Below are 19,908 nucleotides of genomic sequence, written 5' to 3' on the forward strand. Positions count from 1 at the left end.
ACCTCCCATACAATTCAAGGACCAGAGACTATGGCCCCCAAAGTACTCGTATCTGACAAGCTCAGCGAAACCGCCGTGCAGATCTTCCGTGATCGCGGCATCGATGTGGATTTCTTGCCCGATTTGGGCAAGGACAAGGACAAGCTGGCCGAGGTGATCGGCCAGTATGACGGCCTTGCCATCCGCTCGGCCACCAAGGTCACGCCGACCCTGCTGGAAAAAGCCGACAACCTGAAGGTCATCGGCCGTGCCGGGATTGGCACAGATAATGTCGACAAGGACGCGGCCTCGAAAAAAGGTGTGATCGTGATGAACACGCCTTTCGGCAACATGATCACCACCGCCGAACATGCGATTGCGATGATGTTCGCCGTGGCCCGGCAAATCCCCGAGGCCAGCACTTCGACCCATGCGGGCAAATGGGAAAAGTCCAAGTTCATGGGCATTGAGCTGACCAATAAGACCCTTGGTGTCATTGGTGCAGGCAACATTGGCGGGATCGTATGCGAGCGTGCGTTGGGTTTGAAGATGAAGGTCGTCGCTTATGATCCCTATCTGGGCGAAGAGAAAGCCGCGCAAATGGGCGTCGAAAAGGTTGAACTGGACGAGCTGCTGTCGCGCGCCGACTTCATCACCCTGCACGTCCCGCTGACGGACCAGACCCGCAACATCCTCAGCCGTGAGAATCTGGAGAAAACCAAACCGGGTGTGCGCATCATCAACTGCGCCCGTGGCGGTCTGGTCGATGAGGTCGCGTTGGCCGAAATGCTGCAATCCGGTCGCGTCGCAGGTGCCGCCTTTGACGTGTTCAGCGAGGAGCCGGCCAAGGAAAACGCCCTGTTCAACCTGCCCAACGTGGTTTGCACGCCGCATCTGGGCGCGGCGACGACCGAAGCGCAGGAGAACGTGGCACTTCAGGTGGCGGAGCAGATCTCGAACTACCTGTTGACCGGGGCGGTGGAAAACGCGCTGAACATGCCCAGCGTTACGGCAGAAGAGGCCAAGGTCATGGGCCCGTGGATCAAACTGGCCGGTCATCTGGGCAGCTTCATCGGTCAGATGACCGACGAACCGATCAAGGCGATCAACATTCTATATGATGGTGTCGCTGCTGAAATGAACTTGGCCGCGCTGAACTGTGCCGTGGTCGCGGGGATTATGAAAAAGTTCAACCCCGAGGTGAACATGGTCTCGGCCCCCGTTGTGGCCAAAGAGCGCGGGATCAAGATCTCGACCACCAATCAGGACAAGTCCGGTGCCTTCGAAGGTTATATCAAAGTGACCGTCGTGACCGAAAAGCGTGAGCGTTCCATCGGTGGCACCGTGTTCAGCGACGGCAAGCCACGTTTCATCCAGATTAAAGGCATCAATATCGACGCCGAAGTGGGCGCGCATATGCTCTACACCACCAATGAAGACGTGCCGGGCATCATTGGTGCGCTGGGTCAGACCATGGGCGAGAACAACGTGAACATTGCCAACTTTACCCTCGGCCGGTCCGAGGCGGGCGGTGAGGCGATCGCACTGCTTTATGTGGATGAACCGGTTCCGGCCGAGGCGCGGGCCAAGCTGGCGGAAACCGGGCTGTTCACCCAGATCAAACCGCTGGAATTCGACGTCGCCTAAGCGGTGTTGAATCTCTGAGACACTCCGTACCCGCGCCACTCAAGGCGCGGGTTTTTTCTTTTCCGGCGGCCTGAAACACGCCACAAGCAGGGTATTCGCTTTGCCCGAGGGTTATTCATGACCTCCCCTATCTACGCCGTTGGCGATATTCACGGCCAGCTTGAGATGCTGGAAAATGCGCTGCATCTGATTGAACAGGAAGGCGGACCGGATGCGCGCGTAGTGTTCCTTGGAGACTATGTTGATCGCGGCCCCGATAGTCGCGGCGTTCTGGACCTGCTGATCGACGGGCAACGCGCTGGTCGGAACTGGGTGATACTCAAGGGCAACCATGACCGAATGATGGCCCGGTTCGTGCAAGATTGCGAGATCGCAGACAATCGACTGCCGATCACGCTCAGTTGGCTTCACCCGCGTCTGGGCGGGCGGGAAACACTTGCTTCTTATGGCATTGAGGTCGCGGATGACGACCGCATCTTTCAGGTCAATGAACACGCCTGTGCCGCCGTGCCGCCCGCGCATATCGACTTTATCAATGCGCTGCCCCTGTATCATCAGGAAGGTGAGCTGCTGTTCGTCCACGCCGGCATCCGCCCCGGTATCCCCTTGGAGCAACAGGCCGAAGACGATTTGGTCTGGATACGTCACGAGTTCCTGCGCGATCCCGGCCCGCATCCATGGCTAGTGGTGCATGGACACACGCCGGTGGACCGGGCCGAACATTGCGGCATTCGGGTCAATCTGGACGCGGGCGCAGGCTATGGCCGACCTCTGGCCACGGCGGTGTTTGAAGGCCGGGATTGCTGGCTGCTGACCGCGACCGGGCGGATGCCGCTGACCCCTAACCTTTGGTGAACAGGTCCTTGTAATCCTCACGCAGGACGTTTTTCTGCACTTTGCCCATGGTGTTGCGCGGCAGTTCATCCAGCACGATCAGCTTGCGGGGATGCTTGAACCGGGCCAAAGCATCCTGCACATTGGCCAAAATGGCGTCGGAGTCCGGGGTCTGTCCCGGCTCTGGCACCAGAATACCCACCGGGGTTTCACCAAAATCCGGGTGCGGCACACCGATCACTGCGCTTTCCAACACGCCGGGCTGGTCATCCAATACCAGTTCGACCTCTTTGGGATAGATGTTGTAACCGCCCGAAATAATCAGGTCCTTTCCGCGGCCAACGATATGGACATAGCCATCCTCGTCCACGCGCCCCAGATCGCCGGTGATAAAGAACCCGTCCTCGCGTAGTTCGGCGGCAGTTTTCTCGGGCATCTGCCAATAGCCTTGGAAGACGTTGGGGCCGCGTACCTCGATCATGCCAATCTGCCCCTGCGGCAGCACCTCGCCGGTGTCGGGATCGGTCACCTTCAGGTCGACATCCGGCAGGGGAAAGCCAACCGTTCCCGCGCGACGCTCGCCATCATAAGGGTTCGACGTGCTCATGTTGGTTTCGGTCATGCCATAGCGTTCCAAGATGCGGTGACCGGTGCGGTCCTGAAACCGCTCATGGGTTTCCGCCATCAACGGGGCAGAGCCCGAGATGAACAGCCGCATATGCCGCGCCAGATCGCCAGTAAACCGGTCGTCGTCCAGCAGGCGAGTGTAAAAGGTCGGCACGCCCATCATCGAGGTGGCCCGCGGCATCAGGCGCAGCATGTCCTCGAGGTCGAATTTCGGTAGAAAGATCATTGACCCGCCCGAGGCCAGCACCACATTGGTCGCCACAAACAGCCCATGAGTGTGAAATATCGGCAAGGCGTGTAACAACACATCGCCCCGCGTGAACTGCCATTCCTGCACCAGCGTCTCGGCGTTCGACAGCAGGTTGGCCTGTGTCAGCATCGCGCCCTTGGATCGCCCGGTGGTACCCGAGGTGTAGAGGAACGCGGCCAGATCGTCCTCGGTGCGGCGAACGGGTTCGAACGCGGGCAACATGCCCAGCGACCGCCGCATCAGACTGCCCGAACCGTCGGCGTTCAGCGTCTCCAACCTTGCATTTTGAGCCGCCGCGATGGGGGCGAGACCTTCGGCTTTTGCATCGTCGCATACAACCAGCCTGGCACCGCTGTTTTCGATGAAATACTGCAGCTCGGCTGTGGTGTAGCCGGTATTCAGTGGCAGAAAGATCAGCCCTGTCTGCGCGCAGGCGGCATAAAGCGCCAGTGCTTCTGGCGATTTCTCAACCTGCACGGCCACCCGTTCGCCGGGTTCCAGTTCATACCCGGTGAGGGCATTGGCGATCTGCGCGACCATGTCCAGAAAGGCAGCATGGGTCAGGGTCTGACCATCGGGCAGGTGCAGGAACGGGGTGTCCTTGCCCGCGTGAATGCCAAACAGCCGATCATAAAGCGGGTTGCCCATATTGTCCTTCCTTTGCACCTGCTCAATTCAGCCGAATCTGTCTCGGATTGGGTAGGGGGTAAAGTAAAAACCTGGCTGGTGATCAGAATTCCGTGGTCATCCGGTACCCGGCGGCAAAGAACATCTTGGCAAAGGTGACCGGTTCCCCCTGCAACCACGTGATCCGCTCGCCGGTGAAGACCGGTTCGCCTTCGGGCACGTCCAGAAACCCAGCGACGGTGGCGTCGGCGCGGCTGGACAGAAAGCTCAGCTCGACATTGGTGAAGGGCACAGTCTGGATCAGCCATTCATTCGGACCGATCTGCGAGAAATCCGCTTGTCTCACCTGCGGGACCGAAGCGGTGACAATCCAGCGATCCTCGTACTGAAACGGTGTGTTGCCATTGAAATGCATGCAACGCACATGCACCACGCTTTGTTCTGGAGGCAGGGCCAGACGGGCGCTTAGCCACTCGGGTGCAGTCTCTGACTCGGATGAAACCAGCGCATAGCGATAGGTGCCGCCCAGTGCCTCGACCTCATCCCGGACCATGGGGATGGTGAACCGCGCCTGCCGCTGAGGTGCGCTCAGGACACGGGTTCCGGCTTTGCGGCGACGCTCCAGATACCCTTCATCCGCCAGTTCCCGAAGGGCGCGGTTGACCGTGGTGCGGGTGCAGGAGAACTCGACAGCCAGTTCCTGTTCATTGGGCAACAGCGAGTCCGGCTGCCATATGCCTGACCGGATGCGCGCCAGCACGGTTTGCTTGATGTCTTTGTAACTGGTGGTGTCGTTTGGCTGAGGCATGGCGCAGCTTTAGACCGAGGCCAACAGGTCCGCAATTGCGGATCGGTAAGCGTCGATGATCTGATCGCGCGCGACGTGGCGGCCCTGTTTCACCATGTGCCGCCCGGCGGACCACAGATCGGTGACAAGCCCATCGGGTGCGGCGAAGCACAGCCCGTCCAGCATTTGATTATCGCTGAGTGCGCAAAGGGTCGGGTGGCTCCGGTCGACAGCAACTAAATCGGCCAGCTTACCCTGGGTAATCTCACCCGCGTCGCGGTCAAGGGCCTGCGCGCCACCCAACGCCGCGTTGGTGTAAAGCGCATGACCGACCGAGCCTTCGTTGACCAGAACAACACGCTGTTGGTCGCGCAAACGCTGAGAATACTCCAGTGTTCGCAGTTCTTCGGGCAGGGAGATGCGTATATTAGAGTCTGATCCGACACCGAAACGCCCGCCTTCAGTGGCGTATTTTGCGCCGTTGAAGATACCGTCACCCAGATTGGCCTCGGTAATCGGGCACAGGCCGGCAACGGCCCCAGACCGGGCCAAGGCGACGGTTTCGGCATCGGTCATGTGGGTCGCATGGATCAGGCACCACCGCGCGTCGACCGGTGCATTGTCCAGCAACCAGGCCACGGGGCGCTGGCCCAACTCGGCCTGCACATCGGTGACCTCCTGCACCTGTTCGGCGATGTGGATATGCACGGGCCCATCGGGTGTGGCCCTGAGCACCTCGGTCAGGTTCGACGGAGAGGTCGCGCGCAGTGAATGCGGAGCAATCCCCAGCTTAGAGTCTGTATTTGGCAACGTTGTGCGACACTCATCGACCAATCTCAGAAACCGGTCCACATCATTGCCAAAGCGCAGCTGCCCGCCCGAGAGGGCCTCTTGTTTGACGCCGCCATAGGTGTAGAGCACAGGCAGATGGGTCAGGCCTATCCCGGTTTGCTGCGCGGCGGCAAAGATGCGCTGGCTGAGTTCCGTCAACTGGTCATACGGTGTGCCGCCGGGCTGGTGATGGACATAGTGGAACTCACCGACTGAGGCATATCCGGCTTCCTGCATCTCCATGAATACCAGCGCAGCGATGGATTCGATCTGGTCCGGCGTAAGGCGGTCCAGAAAGCGGTACATCAGGTTGCGCCAGGTCCAGAAACTCTCGCGCCCGGCGGCGCGGGTTTCAGTCATTCCCGCCATAGCCCGCTGAAAGGCATGGCTGTGCAGGTTTCCCAAGGCAGGCAACAGGAGATCTACCCGCACGTCCCCGTCCAGTGCAGTGGCCTGCGTCTGTATGCGCCGGATGCGCCCTTGGTCGATCTCGATCCGCACATCGTGAATCCATTCAGAGCCTAAAAGGGATGTTTTGGCGTGGATCAGCATTCCATATCCATTTTGTGTAGACTTTATACTTTTACACATATACGAAAAAATCAAACAAGAGGGGAGCCGAAAAGAATCGCCATGACCAGAAAATCGGTCCTAACCAGCACCGCGATGGCCACGATGTCAGGAGGCGACACACCCTATGGACTCTGCCGAGATGCGGCTATCGTCATTGATGGTGCAGATATCCTTTGGGCAGGAGAGCGACCGGCCTTGCCAGCCGAATACACCGGCTGGCCGGTTGAAAATTTTGGCGCGCGCCTGATCACGCCGGCCCTGATCGATGCGCATACCCATGTGGTGTTTGGAGGCAACCGCGCGACCGAGTTCGAGATGCGCCTGAACGGCGCGTCGTATGAGGAAATCGCGCGCGCGGGCGGCGGCATCCTGTCCACCGTCAACGCCACGCGGTCGGCAAGCGAAGAGGAACTGCTCACTGATGCTTTGACCCGCGTGGATGCGTTGCTGGCCGAGGGTGTCTGCACCATCGAGGTCAAGTCTGGCTATGGGCTGGACGCGGATACGGAACTAAAGATGCTGCGCGTGGCTCGTCGGATCGGTGAAACCCGCCCGGTGCGGATCAGAACCAGTTTTTTGGGTGCCCATGCGGTGCCCCCCGAATACACCGATCGGGCTGAGGAATACATCCAACAGGTCTGCATCCCAACCCTGCGCGCGGCCCATGCCGAGGGGCTGGTGGACGCGGTTGACGGGTTCTGCGAAGGGATCGCCTTCACCCCCGACCAGATCGCGCAGGTTTTCGATGTGGCGCTAGAACTGGGTCTGCCGTTAAAGCTGCATGCTGAACAATTGTCCAATCTGGGCGGCGCCCGGCTTGCGGCCTCTTACGGAGCTTTGTCGGCGGATCACATAGAGTATCTGGACACCGAGGGCGTGACGGCCATGGCCCGGGCGGGTACCGTAGCTGTGCTGTTGCCGGGCGCGTTCTACACCCTACGCGAAACGCAGGTTCCTCCGATTGATCTGCTGCAGCAGCACAAGGTACCGATGGCTTTGGCGACGGATTGCAACCCGGGCTCCTCGCCACTGACATCGCTGCTGTTGACGATGAACATGGGCTGCACCTTGTTCCGTCTGACCCCCGAGGAAGCTTTGGCGGGCGTTACGCGCAATGCTGCGCGTGCGTTGGGGATTAGCGATGCAGGCACTATCGCAAAGGGCCAAAGGGCGGATCTGGCGGTTTGGGACGTCGCGCATCCGGCCGAGCTGTCTTATCGCATTGGCTTCAACCCTTTGCACAAGCGGATATTTGGAGGGCTGGTATGACTCTCCTGTCTTTGCAACCCGGACAAGTCTCGTTGGCACAATTGGCCCAGGTCTATTGGGATCAGAACGCAGCAGTGCTGGAACCAGAGTGCAGACCCGCTGTCGAGGCGGCGGCGCGGCGCATTCAGGCCGCGGCTCAGGGTGATGCGCCGGTCTATGGCGTCAATACCGGTTTTGGCAAATTGGCCAGCCACAAGATTGCGCCACAGGATACTTCCACCCTGCAGCGTAACCTGATCCTCAGTCACTGTTGCGGTGTCGGTCCTACTGTGCCCCGCCGGGTGGCAAGGCTAATGATGACGCTCAAGCTGTTGTCCTTTGGTCGCGGCGCCTCGGGCGTGCGGTGGGAGTTGATCGAACTCTTGCAACAGATGTTGGCCCGGGGCGTTACGCCGGTGATCCCGGCGCAAGGGTCCGTGGGCGCGTCGGGGGATTTGGCACCGCTGGCCCACATGACTGCCGTGATCATCGGAGAAGGCGAGGCCGAGGTGAACGGCGTCATCCTGCCGGGTGCTCAGGCGCTGGAAATCGCCGGATTAGAGCCTATTCAGTTGGGCCCGAAAGAAGGCCTGGCCTTTATCAACGGTACGCAGTTTTCGACCGCCTTCGCGCTGGCAGGCCTGTTCGATGCCTGGCGCGCAGCGCAAAACGCGCTGGTCATTTCGGCCCTGTCGACCGATGCGATCATGGGGTCCACTGCGCCTCTGAGACCGGAAATTCACACTCTGCGTGGCCATCGCGGCCAGACCGAGGCCGCCGGTGCCATGCGTGCTGTGTTGGAGGGGTCGGAAATCCGGGAAAGTCACCGGGAAGGCGACACCCGTGTGCAGGACCCATATTGCATCCGCTGCCAACCGCAGGTGACCGGTGCGGCCATGGATGTGATGCGGCAGGCCGCCGCGACGCTTGAGATCGAGGCCAACGCCGCCACCGACAACCCGCTGGTTCTGGAGGATGGGATCGTGTCGGGCGGCAACTTCCATGCCGAGCCTGTGGGCTTCGCCGCTGACATGATCGCGCTTGCCGTATCCGAAATCGGAGCCATCGCCCAGCGACGCGTCGCGCTGATGGTGGACCCGACGCTCAGCTTTGACCTGCCACCCTTCCTGACCCCCGATCCGGGGCTGAATTCCGGTCTGATGATCGCTGAGGTCACCACAGCTGCGTTGATGAGCGAGAACAAGCATCTCGCTAACCCCTGTGTGACTGACAGTACCCCAACCTCGGCCAATCAGGAGGATCACGTCTCGATGGCCGCCCATGGCGCCCGGCGCCTGACACGGATGGTCGAGAATCTGTCCTACATTCTGGGTGTCGAACTGCTTTGCGCTGCGCAAGGGGTCGAATTCCGCGTGCCGCTGAACACCAGTGATCCCCTGCAGCAGGTGATCGCCCGGCTGCGAGCCGATATCCCTGCGCTGACCGAAGACCGCTATATGGCACCCGAATTGGAGGCCGCAAAACAACTGGTGGCCGAGGGCGCGATCCTTCATGCCGTGGACACACCAATGCCGGGGCTCGCGTAATGCAGGTGGTCAGCGTACAGCGCGGCGACAGCCCGATTGTTCTGGGCCAACCCCATGGCGGGACATTCGTGCCGGATGGTATTGCGGCTTGTCTCAATGACACAGGGCATGCGCTGGCAGACACGGATTGGCACATTAACAGGCTCTATGAAGGGCTTTTGGGTAACGCGACCGTGGTGCAATCCCATATCCATCGCTATGTCATCGACGCCAATCGCGACCCCGAAGGTGTTTCGCTCTACCCCGGTCAGAACACAACAACGTTGGTGCCTTTGACCGATTTCGATGGGCACCCGATCTGGCGGGACGGTCAGGAACCCTCAGCCGACGAGATTGAGCAGCGGCGGCAGACCTATCACGCGCCATACCACGCGGCGCTTGCCGCGGAACTGCAGCGTGTCCGCGACCGTCATGGCGTGGCGGTCCTGTTCGATTGCCACTCGATCCGGAGCAATATTCCGTATCTGTTCGAAGGCACGTTGCCGGACCTGAATATCGGAACGGATGGCGGCGCAACCTGTGCGCTCAAAATCGAGTCTATTACTTACGAATTCGCAGATTCCTCCCCTTATAGCACTGTTCTGAACCGCCGGTTCCGCGGCGGGTGGTCCACGCGCCACTATGGTCGCCCTTCCGATGGGATACACGCCATTCAGATGGAGTTGGCGCAATCCACCTATCTGATCACCGAGGCGGCGCCGTGGAGCTTTGACGCCGCCAAATCCGACCGCCTGCGCCGCTGGCTGCGCGATATTCTGGATGCCATCCAAGACACTGCATTGGAGCTTACGCCATGACCGACCCTCGCAAGAACACCCGCGATGTCTTTCCACCCACCGGCCCTGAACTGAATGCCAAAAGCTGGGTGACCGAGGCCCCACTGCGGATGCTGATGAACAACCTGCACCCGGACGTGGCTGAAAACCCGCATGAGCTGGTGGTTTATGGCGGTATCGGCCGCGCGGCGCGGACGTGGCAGGATTTCGACACTATTGTTGCAGGTTTGAAGGACTTGGAGGATGACGAGACCCTGATCGTCCAGTCCGGCAAACCCGTGGCGATCATCCGCACGCATAAGGACGCACCGCGGGTGCTGATCGCCAATTCGAATCTCGTGCCGCATTGGGCGACCTGGGATCACTTCAACGAACTCGATAAGAAGGGCCTGATGATGTACGGCCAGATGACCGCTGGCTCGTGGATTTACATCGGCACGCAGGGCATCGTTCAGGGCACTTATGAGACCTTTGCCGAGGCCGGGCGCCAGCATTATGGCGGTGACCTGACCGGCAAGTGGATCCTGACCGGGGGTCTGGGCGGCATGGGTGGCGCGCAGCCGCTGGCGGCCGTGTTTGCCGGGGCTTGCTGTCTGGCGGTTGAATGTAACCCGGACAGCATCGATTTCCGCCTGCGCACCAAGTACCTTGATGAAAGGGCGGAAACGCTGGACGACGCGTTGGCCATGATTGACCGTTGGACCAAGGCGGGCGAGGCGAAGTCGGTAGGCCTGCTGGGAAATGCCGCCGAAGTATTCCCCGAGATCTACCGCCGTATGGCGGAAGGCGGGATGCGCCCGGATATCGTCACCGACCAGACAAGTGCCCATGATCCGATCAACGGTTATCTGCCTCTGGGTTGGACCATGGGTCAATGGCGCGAAAAACGCGAAACAGATCCTAAATCAGTAGAAAAAGCCGCGCGAGCCTCAATGAAACAGCACGTGGCTGCGATGGTTGATTTCTGGAATGCGGGCGTTCCAACACTGGATTACGGCAACAACATCCGCCAAGTGGCGCAGGATGAAGGGCTTGAGAATGCCTTTGCTTTCCCCGGCTTTGTCCCTGCCTATATCCGCCCACTGTTCTGCAAAGGGATCGGCCCGTTCCGCTGGTGTGCGCTATCGGGTGACCCCGAGGATATCTACAAGACCGACGCCAAGATGAAGGAGTTGTTTCCCGAGAACGAACATCTGCACCGTTGGCTCGACATGGCGCAGGAACGGATCGCGTTTCAGGGCCTGCCGGCACGTATCTGCTGGATCGGTCTGGGCGACCGTCACCGCGCCGGGTTAGCCTTCAATGAGATGGTGGCCAAGGGGGAGCTGAAAGCACCGGTTGTCATTGGCCGAGACCATCTGGACAGTGGCTCGGTCGCCAGCCCCAACCGCGAGACCGAGGCGATGCTGGACGGCTCGGACGCGGTATCGGATTGGCCCTTGCTGAACGCGCTGATCAACACGGCCAGCGGCGCGACCTGGGTGTCTCTGCACCACGGCGGCGGTGTCGGGATGGGATTCAGCCAACACGCGGGCGTGGTAATCTGCGCCGACGGCACTGAGGACGCCGCCAGACGGCTGGAGCGGGTCCTGTGGAACGACCCGGCTTCGGGCGTGTGGCGTCATGCGGATGCAGGGTACGACATTGCCAAGGACTGTGCCCGCGAACATGGTCTGCGCCTTCCCGGCATACTGGGCTAGGCGTAACAAGGTCTCTGGTGAATTGGTCGTCTGTGCGATATGCGCAGAAGTGCCTGCAGGAGACCAATCATGTACGTAGCCACTCTGTTGACCAACCCGAATACGCCAAAGCTTGACGAGGCTCTGGTCGAGACGCTCTGCAATGCCTGGGGCGGTTCGGATCCGGTCTGGCTGAGCGAGAACGAGGCGGCCGAATTCAGGTTTCCCGAACAGACCAACAATCAAGAGGCGGTCTGGGCCGAGCTGCAGTTGTTGGAGGTCGACCTGATCGTGCAGCCCTTTGGCAAGCGCCGCAAGTTGATGCTGCTGGCCGATATGGACAGCACCATGATCCGGCAGGAATGTATAGACGAGCTGGCCGATGAGGCCGGCGTTGGTGACCGGGTCAAAGAGATCACCGCACGGGCCATGAATGGCGAGCTTGATTTCGAGGGCGCGCTGATTGAGCGGGTCGGCCTGTTGAAGGGCTTGGACGAGGCGGTGATCGACAGGGTGCTGAAGGAACGCATCACGCTGATGCCGGGCGGGGCGGAGCTGGTCGCTACCATGCGTATGAACGGCGGCTATGCGGCTTTGGTCTCGGGCGGGTTTACGGCTTTCACCGCAAAAGTGGCCGAGCAGCTGGGTTTTGACGAAAACCGAGCCAACACGCTGCTGGCCGAGAACGGCAAACTGACAGGCGATGTCCAGCGCCCGATTCTGGGCAAGCAGGCCAAGGTGGATGCGTTGGAACAGATCACCAAACGGCTGGGCCTGTCCGAGGCCGATGTGCTGGCCGTCGGCGACGGTGCCAACGATCTGGGCATGTTGGGTCGGGCCGGAACCGGGGTGGCGCTGCATGCCAAGCCCTCGGTTGCGCAGCAATGCGGCATCCGGGTCAATTACGGGGATCTGACGGCGTTGCTGTTCCTACAGGGTTATTCCCGAGCGGCCTTTGCGAACGTTTAACCGCAAGGGTCTTCCATTTATTTAACATAAATGTTAAACAGTGGTCATGAACACGCTTCTGACCACATTCTCGGCCTTGTCCGATGCCACCCGATTCTCGATCGTCGAGCAGTTGATGCAGGATGGCGAGTTGCCCGCCGGTGACCTGATCGAAGGGCGCGGCATGTCCGGCGCTGCGATTTCGCGCCATCTGAAGGTGCTGCGGGAGGCCGGCCTCGTGCAGCAACGGGTGCAGGGCAGCCAGCGGATGTACTCCGTCCAGCCCGAGGGGTTGCGGGCGATTGCCGAATGGACCATCTCGAAACGGCAATTCTGGGAAAACAGCCTCGACCGTTTGAACGACTTGATTGAAAGGGAGAATTCATGGCCGACCTGAGACTGGAACGCGAGTTCCCCACCCCCCCGGAAAACCTGTTTGCCTGGATCAGCGATGGCGCAAAGCTGCTGCAATGGTGGGGGCCGGAAGGGATGCATGTGCCCGAGTATGACCTGGACTTCTCGCGCCTTGGGCCGTGGTATTCGGTCATGCAGAATGCCGAGGGTCAGCAATACAAGGTCTCGGGGCAGGTTACTCACGTCGATCCGCCCAACTCGGTGGGGTTCACATGGGGCTGGCATGACGATCAGGATCAGCGCGGTGCCGAAAGCCATGTGACGCTGACTGTCGAACCCTCGGGTGACGGCGCACGCTTGATTCTTGATCACCGTGAATTGGGTGATGATGAAATCGCGGCCAACCACAACCAAGGCTGGACCTCATCGCTACGCAAGCTGGAAGCACAATTCTAAGAGTTTCATCAGGGAGGAAACGAAATGCCTCAATTCTTGTTTGTCTATCACGGCGGCCACACCCCAACCGATCCCGCCGAAGTCGAAGCGACCATGGCCGCCTGGGGCGCATGGTTCCAGAACATGGGCGACGCGCTGGACATCCCCGGCAATCCGGTAGGCCAGTCCTATACGGTCAGTTCCGGCAGCGTTGTCGACAATGGCGGGGCAAACCCGGCGTCGGGCTTTACCGTCATCAAGGCCGACAGCATCGATGCCGCGACCGAAATGGCCAAGGGCTGCCCCATGGTTGTGAGCGGAACAGGCTCGGTCGAGGTGGCCGAGGTGCATCCGATCGAGATGTGACCCTTAGCTGGGGAACCCCGGAGCTGCGCGAATCAAGCCGCATTCCAGCCCACGACGGCTGTATTGGATGGCGCTCATGAATTTGCGGGTGGCCGGGTGTTCGGCCTCAAGCACTCCCAAATGCACCAGAAGGGCCGCGATCGCGCATTCAGCGGCACGGGTGGTGCCATCGGTGATCTTCAGCGCAACGCCCATGCGCTTTTCCGGGATGATGGCAACGAAAACGGCCTCGGCTCCGGTCTTGATCGCGGCGCGGCCCTCCATGGCGCGCATCAGCTCGGTGCAGGCGCGGTTTTCTCCGGCAACCAGTTCCGGGTGTTTGATCATTGCAGCGGTCAGTTGTCGCGCCGCATCGCTGGCCCGGTCCGACCGGTCAGCGGCCGAGGCAAACCACGCCATCGATCGCGCCAACCCCACCAACGAAGTAGCAAAATTCGGGGCCGAACAGCCATCAATGCCATAGGCTGGGCTGGTCTCGCCGGTGGTTTCTTCAAGGGCAGATAGGCAGGCTTGCTGCACGGGGTGATCGATTTCCAGATATTCCGGCCCCGCACCCATATGCTGCGCCACGGTCAGGAACCCGCAATGTTTGCCCGAGCAGTTGTTGTGAATCTGGCAGGGCGTATCATCAGCCAGAATCAGCCCGTCGCGCGCGGCCATGTCCTGCGGTTCCTGCGGACCGCATCGCAGATCATGCTCGGTCAGGCCCAGATGGTCCAGCCAGGCCGTCACGCGGTCGGTGTGAATATGCGCCCCGTTATGCGAGGCGCAGGCCAGTGCCAGATGTTCGTCGTTGAGCCCGTATTTCGAGGCTGCTCCGGATGTGATCAGCGGAAGCCCTTGAATCATCTTGGCCGAAGACCGGGGATAAATCGTAGCGTCCGGGTCACCCCAGCTTTGTACGATTTGACCGCTGTCGTCGCAGATCACCGCGTGACCTTGATGCAGACTTTCCAGCAAAGGGCCACGCCACAGTTCTGTCATTGCTACGGGCTGCGTCATCGGGACCCTCCATAATATGCGCAAAATTCTGCCAATCGCCCTTTCGCCTGTGGCGAAACCTGCGTTAGTGTGTGTATGTCGACAATCATCGGAATACGCAACTTACAGACGAACCGGCAAGGTGCGCAGGCATTTCCGATGGGTATGAGGTTAAGTCGAGCTAGGAGGCTGGACAGATGGGATCGAAACTCGTCCGCGTGATAGCGGGCCTGTGCATGGCAGGCATGGCCACAACTGCAACCGCTCAACAGGCGTCCAGCACCAATCGTGTGGCCGCTAAGACAGATTGGAGCGTGTTTGTCGAAGAAGATCCCACGGAATGCTGGAGCGTCGCGACACCAGACGAAACCGTCAACACACGCGGCGGGCGCGTGGTATCGGTGCGGCGCAGCGACATCCTGCTATTTGTGGTTTTCCGACCCAGTGAAAACGTTGCCGGTCAGGTTTCCTTTACCGGTGGATACCCGTTTGCGGCCGGGTCCTCGGTCAACGTCCGGATCGACGATCAGGAGTTCGAGTTCATTACCGACGGCGAATGGGCCTGGCCCGCGACCAAAGGTCAGGAGCCCAAAGTGATCGCGGCCATGAAGAAAGGCACCGAAGCGGTGCTGACGGCACGATCCGAACGCGGGACGCAGACCAAGGACACGTTCTCGCTGTTGGGGTTCACAGCGGCACTTGAGGATGCCCAGAAGCGCTGCGCGAACTGATCGCGATTCGCGCCCAAACGAAACCCCATCTTTCGGCGGGGTTTTTCTTTGGGTGAAAAACGCGTCCACTTGACGTCACGTCTGCTTAGAAAATTGATCCGTATCAAGGTGAGTAACCGTCAATTCTGAACTAATCGGTTCAAAAGAAAGGAAGGAACTTGCCTATGCTGAACAAATCCATTGTTGCCCTCATGATGACAGCCGCCATGTTTTTGAGCGCCTGTGAAAAAGACACCAATACCTACCCTGTTTCAGGTGAACAGTGCGGCCCGGAAGATCCGGTGAAAACTCTGGACGCTGCAGATTGTGATGTGCTGCCCGCGGGCATCTGAGGGGCATACCCTGACCCGGCAATATGATTTTGGCCGCATCAGCTTGACTGGTGCGGCCGATCTGTCTTGGGGTCTTCGCTGATCGCGTGGTATCGTGTACAGGTATAAAGCCTCAGTCAGGAACGGAAAATGCGCCACGTCTTGCTTTTATTTCTGTTGTCATCCGCGGCTCTGGCGGACCCTGCGTTGGAGTGTTCGGAGGCGGGATCACAAGTCGAAATCGGCTCTTGCGTCGGTGCGATGGAAGACCGGGTCGATCTGGCGCTGGAAGAAAGTTACGGTTTTGCCATGCAGGCCGCAAAAGAGCTGGACAAGGTCACTGGACGCGAGGTGGCTCAGCCTGCTCTAAAAGCCGCGCAGTTGGCCTGGGAAGGTTATCGGGATGCACAATGTGAGGCCATCGGCGCCTCGTACGGTGGCGGGTCCGGAACCGGCATCGCGATTACGTCGTGTCGAGTCGACCTGGGGCGTGCGCGTGTGGACGAATTGCTGCGCTTTGCCAATTGATCGACACGATTCCTTTTGATCTTTGCGCGTGTTCCTATATAGAGGCGCATCCCAAGCCAGAATTCGTTGAGATAGCCACATGTCGCCCAATGCGCCGATCACTCAAGACGTCATGACCATCCCCCGCAAACTGCCCGAGGGGAAGACTAACCTTGTCGGCCTGACGCGGGATCAGCTGCGCGAAGTTCTGATCGAACACGGCACGCCCGAGAAGCAGGCCAAAATGCGAACCGGTCAGATCTGGCAGTGGATTTACCAATGGGGTGTGCGCGACTTTGCCGAGATGACCAATCTCGCCAAGGCCTATCGCGCGCAACTGGCCGAAGACTTCGTCATCGAAATCCCCGAAGTTGTGACCCGCCAGGTATCCGAGGATGGTACCCGCAAATACCTGTGTCGCATCGCTGGCGGCCATGAGGTTGAGGTGGTTTACATCCCCGAAGAAGATCGCGGCACGTTGTGTATCTCATCCCAAGTGGGATGCACGCTGACCTGCTCCTTCTGCCATACGGGTACGCAGAAACTGGTGCGCAACCTGACCGCTGCAGAAATTGTCGGTCAGGTGATGATGGCGCGCGACGATCTTGAGGAATGGCCGGTTCCCGGCGCGCCCAAGGACGAAACGCGCCTGCTGTCCAACATCGTTCTTATGGGTATGGGCGAACCGCTGTATAATTTTGATAACGTCCGCGACGCGATGAAGATCGCCATGGACCCCGAGGGGATTTCCCTGTCGCGACGCCGCATTACCCTGTCGACTTCGGGTGTAGTGCCTGAGATTGCGCGTACTGCCGAGGAAATCGGCTGTCTGCTGGCGATTTCCTTCCACGCCACCACGGATGAAACCCGCGATGTGCTGGTCCCGATCAACAAGCGTTGGAACATTGAGGAACTGCTGCAGGCTCTGGCCAGCTATCCCAAAGCCTCGAATTCCGAGCGGATCACCTTTGAATACGTGATGCTGGATGGCGTCAATGACAGCGACGAAGACGCGCATCGTCTGATCAACCACATCAAGCGCCATAATATTCCGGCCAAGATCAACCTGATCCCATTCAACGAATGGCCGGGCGCGCCGTACAAGCGTAGCTCGAACAACCGTATCCGGGCCTTTGCGAACATCATTTATCAGGCGGGCTATGCCTCACCGATCCGCAAAACGAGGGGCGAGGATATCATGGCGGCCTGTGGTCAGCTGAAATCGGCCACCGAGCGCGCCCGCAAATCGCGCAAGCAGATCGAGGCCGAAGCCGGGTTGCAAAACTGACCCCAGCGATTGTCTCTTGGGGGGCGACAATAAATTAATGTTCACCCCGCTGTTTTTTGAATGCACAATTTGATATGTTTAGGCAGTCAAGGCGGGATGGGCGCATTTCACTCTTGCGCACAAAGCGGTGAAAGCCGCTGTCCGGTCGTGGCATGTTTGTTCAGGGCCGCTATCTTATTTCAGGTATGACGAGCGGCGTTCAGGCGAACCTTTTGAAACAGGTGGGCCATCCCTATGTTATTACGATTAAAACGAATGTATTCGATCTCTCTTGCAGCGTTGGTGATTTCGGGCGTTTTTGCCACCCATGCCGCTGCGCAGTCCGCCGGCGAGAATGCGCATATTGCCATCGAAAACCCGGCGGATTTGACCAAGGACGAGGCGTTGCAGGTCTACAAGTCGCTGCAACGGCGTATGGCGCGCGGGTACCGTGCCGCCCAATTGGATCAGTTGCTGAACTACCAGAACTGGCCGCTGTTCAATGATGCGCCCTATATTTCGGCCACCCACGGCCAGCGTTTCGTGAACACCTATGCCAATCGCATGGCACATAACTACGGCACCTTGCAGGTGGGTGAAAAGCTGCCTAAGGGCTCGGTGCTGGCCAAGGACAGCGTGACAGTCACGGATGAAGGCAACATCCATCCCGGAGCCTTGTTCGTGATGGAGAAACTGGCCGAAGGTGCCAGCCCCGACACGGCCGACTGGCGCTATATCATGGTGCTACCGGACGGTTCATTGTTCGGCGACACGATGGGATTCCGCGCCTCGGCGGTCGGCTATTGCCATGACTGTCACGAAGCGGTTGCGGATCGGGATTACACGTTCTTTGTTCCCGAAGAATACGCCGTCGGGAACTGATCGTCATACGGCCTCGTCGGGCAGTTTCAGCGCCGTGGCTTCGCGGCGGCTGAGTTGTTCACCCTGTTTGCGTTTCGACAGGACTTCTCGGGCCAGCGCGTATTTCTCATCCTGCCAGAAGATCAGACAGCCGTTGCAGCCTTTGCCGCAACAGCCCTCGGTACCGATCCGGTTGGTCTTGAACCGGCGTTCGTTGCCGTTCTCACCGATCTTTTCCACCAACTTGTCGCGGCGGCGCTCGTAGGCATTGGGGTTGTCGCGGCCCGAAGTTTCCAGCCCCTGCACCAGCTTGTCAAAGCGGATGCGGCTCCAGTGTTCGTCGGTTAGGGCGCGTTCCTTTCGCAGGACGGAATAGACCGGAAAACGGGCACGCAGGTCGTCGATGTCCTCATGGTCGAACAGCGTGAAGGGCAGGCGGATGACGGTTTTCGTGCTGCCATGCACCACGTCCAAACGCGCGCCATCAGACGCACGTTCGAAATCATAAACCCGCAGCAGTACCGTGTCGCGCGAGATGGGCGAGACGAAATCAAGCACGTCACCCGGTTCCAGCTTGTTCTTTACCTCGACCAGAAAGGCATCCTCGGTCACTTCGGTGACGATCCCGGCGTACTCCCACTGCGCAATCGACGCCGTGTGCTCGTAATCGTGGGAATAGTTGCTCAGGCGCCCCTCGTGGAAGGCGAGCGTATAGCCGCGGTTTCCGACGGTTTCCAGTTCACGCATGTAAGGCTTGGGGTCCCAGTTTTCGGGGTCCGCATGATAGTCATCGATGGCCATTCGATAGGCGCGGGCGACGATGGCAGCATAGTATTCCGACTTGCCGCGCCCTTCGACCTTGAGGCTGTCGACGCCAATCTTCAGATATTCGTCCAGTTTCGGCATGATGCACAGGTCGCGCGAGTTCAGGATATACGAGCCGCGATCATCCTCTTCAATGGGCATAAGTTCACCGGGACGGCAGCCTTCTTCCAGCAGGAACTCGAACAGGTCGGCGTTCTCCTCGGTGATGCGGATTTCTTCGCGGGTGCCATCTTTGAGGCGCAGCTTCAGGCCATAGTTCCAGCGGCAGGAATTGGCGCAGTTGCCCTGGTTCGCCCCGCGTTCGGCCATGAAATTCGACAACAGGCAGCGGCCCGAATAGGTCATGCACATCGCGCCGTGGACAAAGGCTTCAAGCTTGATGTCGGGGCATTTCTCGCGGATTTCGACCAGTTCGGGGTAAGAGACTTCGCGGGCCAGAACCACCAGTTCGGCCCCCTGATCCTGCCAGAACTTCACCGACAGCCAGGAACAGATATTGGCCTGGGTCGAGATATGCAGCGGTAGTTCAGGCGCCCGTTCGCGCACATATTGGAACACCCCGGGGTCAGCAATGATCAGCCCATCGGGCTTCACTTTCCGGACCGTGTCGATGTACTCGTCCAGTTTCGGGATGTCCTTGTTATGCGAGAACAGGTTCAGCGTCAGGTAGGCGCGTCGGCCATGCTTGTGGCAGAACTCTACGCCTTCGATCACCTCTTCCAGCGTGAACTCGGATTTGGTCCGCAGCGACATGTCCGGTGTGCCGAGATAGACCGCATCCGCGCCGTAGAGGATGGCGAGTTTCAGCTTGCGCAGACTGCCCGCAGGCATCAGCAATTCGGATCTGGACTGGGTCATGGACACACCGGGTTTTGGATCAAGGGGGCCTTTTACGGCAAAAGCCCTACGTCCAAAAG

The 19,908-nt window shown here is 59.6% G+C and carries 20 protein-coding genes; 15 read left to right on the forward strand and 5 right to left on the reverse strand.

Going from position 1 to position 19,908, the window contains the following annotated elements:
- Window positions 1-30 precede the first annotated feature (30 nt).
- Together serA and AC2FEE_RS14250 are read left to right on the forward strand one after the other, a co-directional pair.
- Window positions 31-1,626, forward strand: coding sequence for a phosphoglycerate dehydrogenase (gene serA, locus AC2FEE_RS14245; RefSeq protein ID WP_496865989.1), 1,596 nt, complete (start codon window positions 31-33; stop codon window positions 1,624-1,626).
- A 117-nt stretch (window positions 1,627-1,743) separates the two neighbouring features.
- On the forward strand, window positions 1,744-2,481 hold the full coding sequence (locus AC2FEE_RS14250; RefSeq protein ID WP_496865990.1) for a metallophosphoesterase family protein: 738 nt from the start codon (window positions 1,744-1,746) through the stop codon (window positions 2,479-2,481).
- On the opposite strand, the gene AC2FEE_RS14255 is transcribed toward AC2FEE_RS14250, so the two are convergent.
- From AC2FEE_RS14255 to AC2FEE_RS14265, 3 genes are all read right to left on the reverse strand, one after another.
- On the reverse strand, window positions 2,468-3,985 hold the full coding sequence (locus AC2FEE_RS14255) for a malonate--CoA ligase (RefSeq protein ID WP_496865991.1): 1,518 nt from the start codon (window positions 3,983-3,985) through the stop codon (window positions 2,468-2,470). The genes AC2FEE_RS14250 and AC2FEE_RS14255 overlap by 14 nt on opposite strands.
- Window positions 3,986-4,067: 82 nt before the next feature.
- Window positions 4,068-4,772, reverse strand: coding sequence for a histidine utilization transcriptional repressor HutC (hutC, locus tag AC2FEE_RS14260; RefSeq protein ID WP_496865992.1), 705 nt, complete (start codon window positions 4,770-4,772; stop codon window positions 4,068-4,070).
- A 9-nt stretch (window positions 4,773-4,781) separates the two neighbouring features.
- On the reverse strand, window positions 4,782-6,134 hold the full coding sequence (locus tag AC2FEE_RS14265; protein ID WP_496865993.1) for a formimidoylglutamate deiminase: 1,353 nt from the start codon (window positions 6,132-6,134) through the stop codon (window positions 4,782-4,784).
- Between the two features lie 81 nt (window positions 6,135-6,215).
- Here AC2FEE_RS14265 and hutI point away from each other — a divergent pair, with 81 nt between their 5' ends.
- From hutI to AC2FEE_RS14305, 8 genes are all read left to right on the forward strand, one after another.
- The gene (gene hutI, locus AC2FEE_RS14270; protein ID WP_496865994.1) at window positions 6,216-7,424 is read left to right on the forward strand and encodes an imidazolonepropionase; all 1,209 of its coding nucleotides are present in this window, start codon (window positions 6,216-6,218) and stop codon (window positions 7,422-7,424) included.
- A complete protein-coding gene (gene hutH / locus AC2FEE_RS14275; RefSeq protein WP_496865995.1) occupies window positions 7,421-8,950 on the forward strand; it encodes a histidine ammonia-lyase in 1,530 nt (509 codons plus the stop codon). Before hutI ends, hutH begins: the two co-directional genes overlap by 4 nt.
- The gene (gene hutG / locus AC2FEE_RS14280; RefSeq protein ID WP_496865996.1) at window positions 8,950-9,747 is read left to right on the forward strand and encodes an N-formylglutamate deformylase; all 798 of its coding nucleotides are present in this window, start codon (window positions 8,950-8,952) and stop codon (window positions 9,745-9,747) included. The genes hutH and hutG overlap by 1 nt, the downstream gene beginning before the upstream one ends.
- Window positions 9,744-11,426 carry a urocanate hydratase gene (gene hutU / locus AC2FEE_RS14285; protein ID WP_496865997.1) on the forward strand — a complete coding sequence of 561 codons (1,683 nt, stop codon included), beginning with the start codon at window positions 9,744-9,746 and terminating at the stop codon, window positions 11,424-11,426. The genes hutG and hutU overlap by 4 nt, the downstream gene beginning before the upstream one ends.
- Before the next feature lie 69 nt (window positions 11,427-11,495).
- Complete coding sequence (gene serB / locus AC2FEE_RS14290) at window positions 11,496-12,374, forward strand: phosphoserine phosphatase SerB (RefSeq protein WP_496865998.1); 879 nt, start codon at window positions 11,496-11,498, stop codon at window positions 12,372-12,374.
- A gap of 46 nt (window positions 12,375-12,420) precedes the next feature.
- Entirely contained in the window at window positions 12,421-12,750 is a 330-nt protein-coding gene (locus AC2FEE_RS14295) for an ArsR/SmtB family transcription factor (RefSeq protein WP_496865999.1), read from the forward strand.
- Window positions 12,738-13,163, forward strand: a complete 426-nt coding sequence (locus tag AC2FEE_RS14300; protein ID WP_496866000.1) for an SRPBCC family protein — start codon at window positions 12,738-12,740, stop codon at window positions 13,161-13,163. The genes AC2FEE_RS14295 and AC2FEE_RS14300 overlap by 13 nt, the downstream gene beginning before the upstream one ends.
- 24 nt (window positions 13,164-13,187) lie before the next feature.
- Window positions 13,188-13,508: a YciI family protein gene (locus tag AC2FEE_RS14305; RefSeq protein ID WP_496866001.1), complete on the forward strand. Its 321-nt coding sequence runs from the start codon at window positions 13,188-13,190 to the stop codon at window positions 13,506-13,508.
- 3 nt (window positions 13,509-13,511) lie between these two features.
- Here AC2FEE_RS14305 and AC2FEE_RS14310 read toward each other — a convergent pair whose 3' ends face one another.
- Window positions 13,512-14,510 (reverse strand): asparaginase, encoded by a 999-nt coding sequence (locus tag AC2FEE_RS14310; protein WP_496866002.1) that lies wholly within the window; start codon window positions 14,508-14,510, stop codon window positions 13,512-13,514.
- Between the two features lie 176 nt (window positions 14,511-14,686).
- Between AC2FEE_RS14310 and AC2FEE_RS14315 the strand changes: the two genes are divergently transcribed.
- From AC2FEE_RS14315 to AC2FEE_RS14335, 5 genes are all read left to right on the forward strand, one after another.
- A complete protein-coding gene (locus tag AC2FEE_RS14315) occupies window positions 14,687-15,220 on the forward strand; it encodes an invasion associated locus B family protein (protein WP_496866003.1) in 534 nt (177 codons plus the stop codon).
- 164 nt (window positions 15,221-15,384) lie between these two features.
- Window positions 15,385-15,552, forward strand: coding sequence for a hypothetical protein (locus tag AC2FEE_RS14320; RefSeq protein ID WP_496866004.1), 168 nt, complete (start codon window positions 15,385-15,387; stop codon window positions 15,550-15,552).
- 129 nt (window positions 15,553-15,681) lie between these two features.
- Window positions 15,682-16,059 carry a lysozyme inhibitor LprI family protein gene (locus tag AC2FEE_RS14325; protein ID WP_496866005.1) on the forward strand — a complete coding sequence of 126 codons (378 nt, stop codon included), beginning with the start codon at window positions 15,682-15,684 and terminating at the stop codon, window positions 16,057-16,059.
- 79 nt (window positions 16,060-16,138) lie between these two features.
- A complete protein-coding gene (gene rlmN / locus AC2FEE_RS14330) occupies window positions 16,139-17,326 on the forward strand; it encodes a dual-specificity RNA methyltransferase RlmN (RefSeq protein WP_496866006.1) in 1,188 nt (395 codons plus the stop codon).
- Window positions 17,327-17,581: 255 nt separating this feature from the next.
- Window positions 17,582-18,187: a cytochrome P460 family protein gene (locus AC2FEE_RS14335; RefSeq protein ID WP_496866007.1), complete on the forward strand. Its 606-nt coding sequence runs from the start codon at window positions 17,582-17,584 to the stop codon at window positions 18,185-18,187.
- A 3-nt stretch (window positions 18,188-18,190) separates the two neighbouring features.
- On the opposite strand, the gene AC2FEE_RS14340 is transcribed toward AC2FEE_RS14335, so the two are convergent.
- Complete coding sequence (locus AC2FEE_RS14340; protein ID WP_496866008.1) at window positions 18,191-19,849, reverse strand: U32 family peptidase; 1,659 nt, start codon at window positions 19,847-19,849, stop codon at window positions 18,191-18,193.
- Window positions 19,850-19,908: the final 59 nt, after the last annotated feature.

This window comes from Ruegeria sp. YTSC199 (assembly GCF_059609725.1).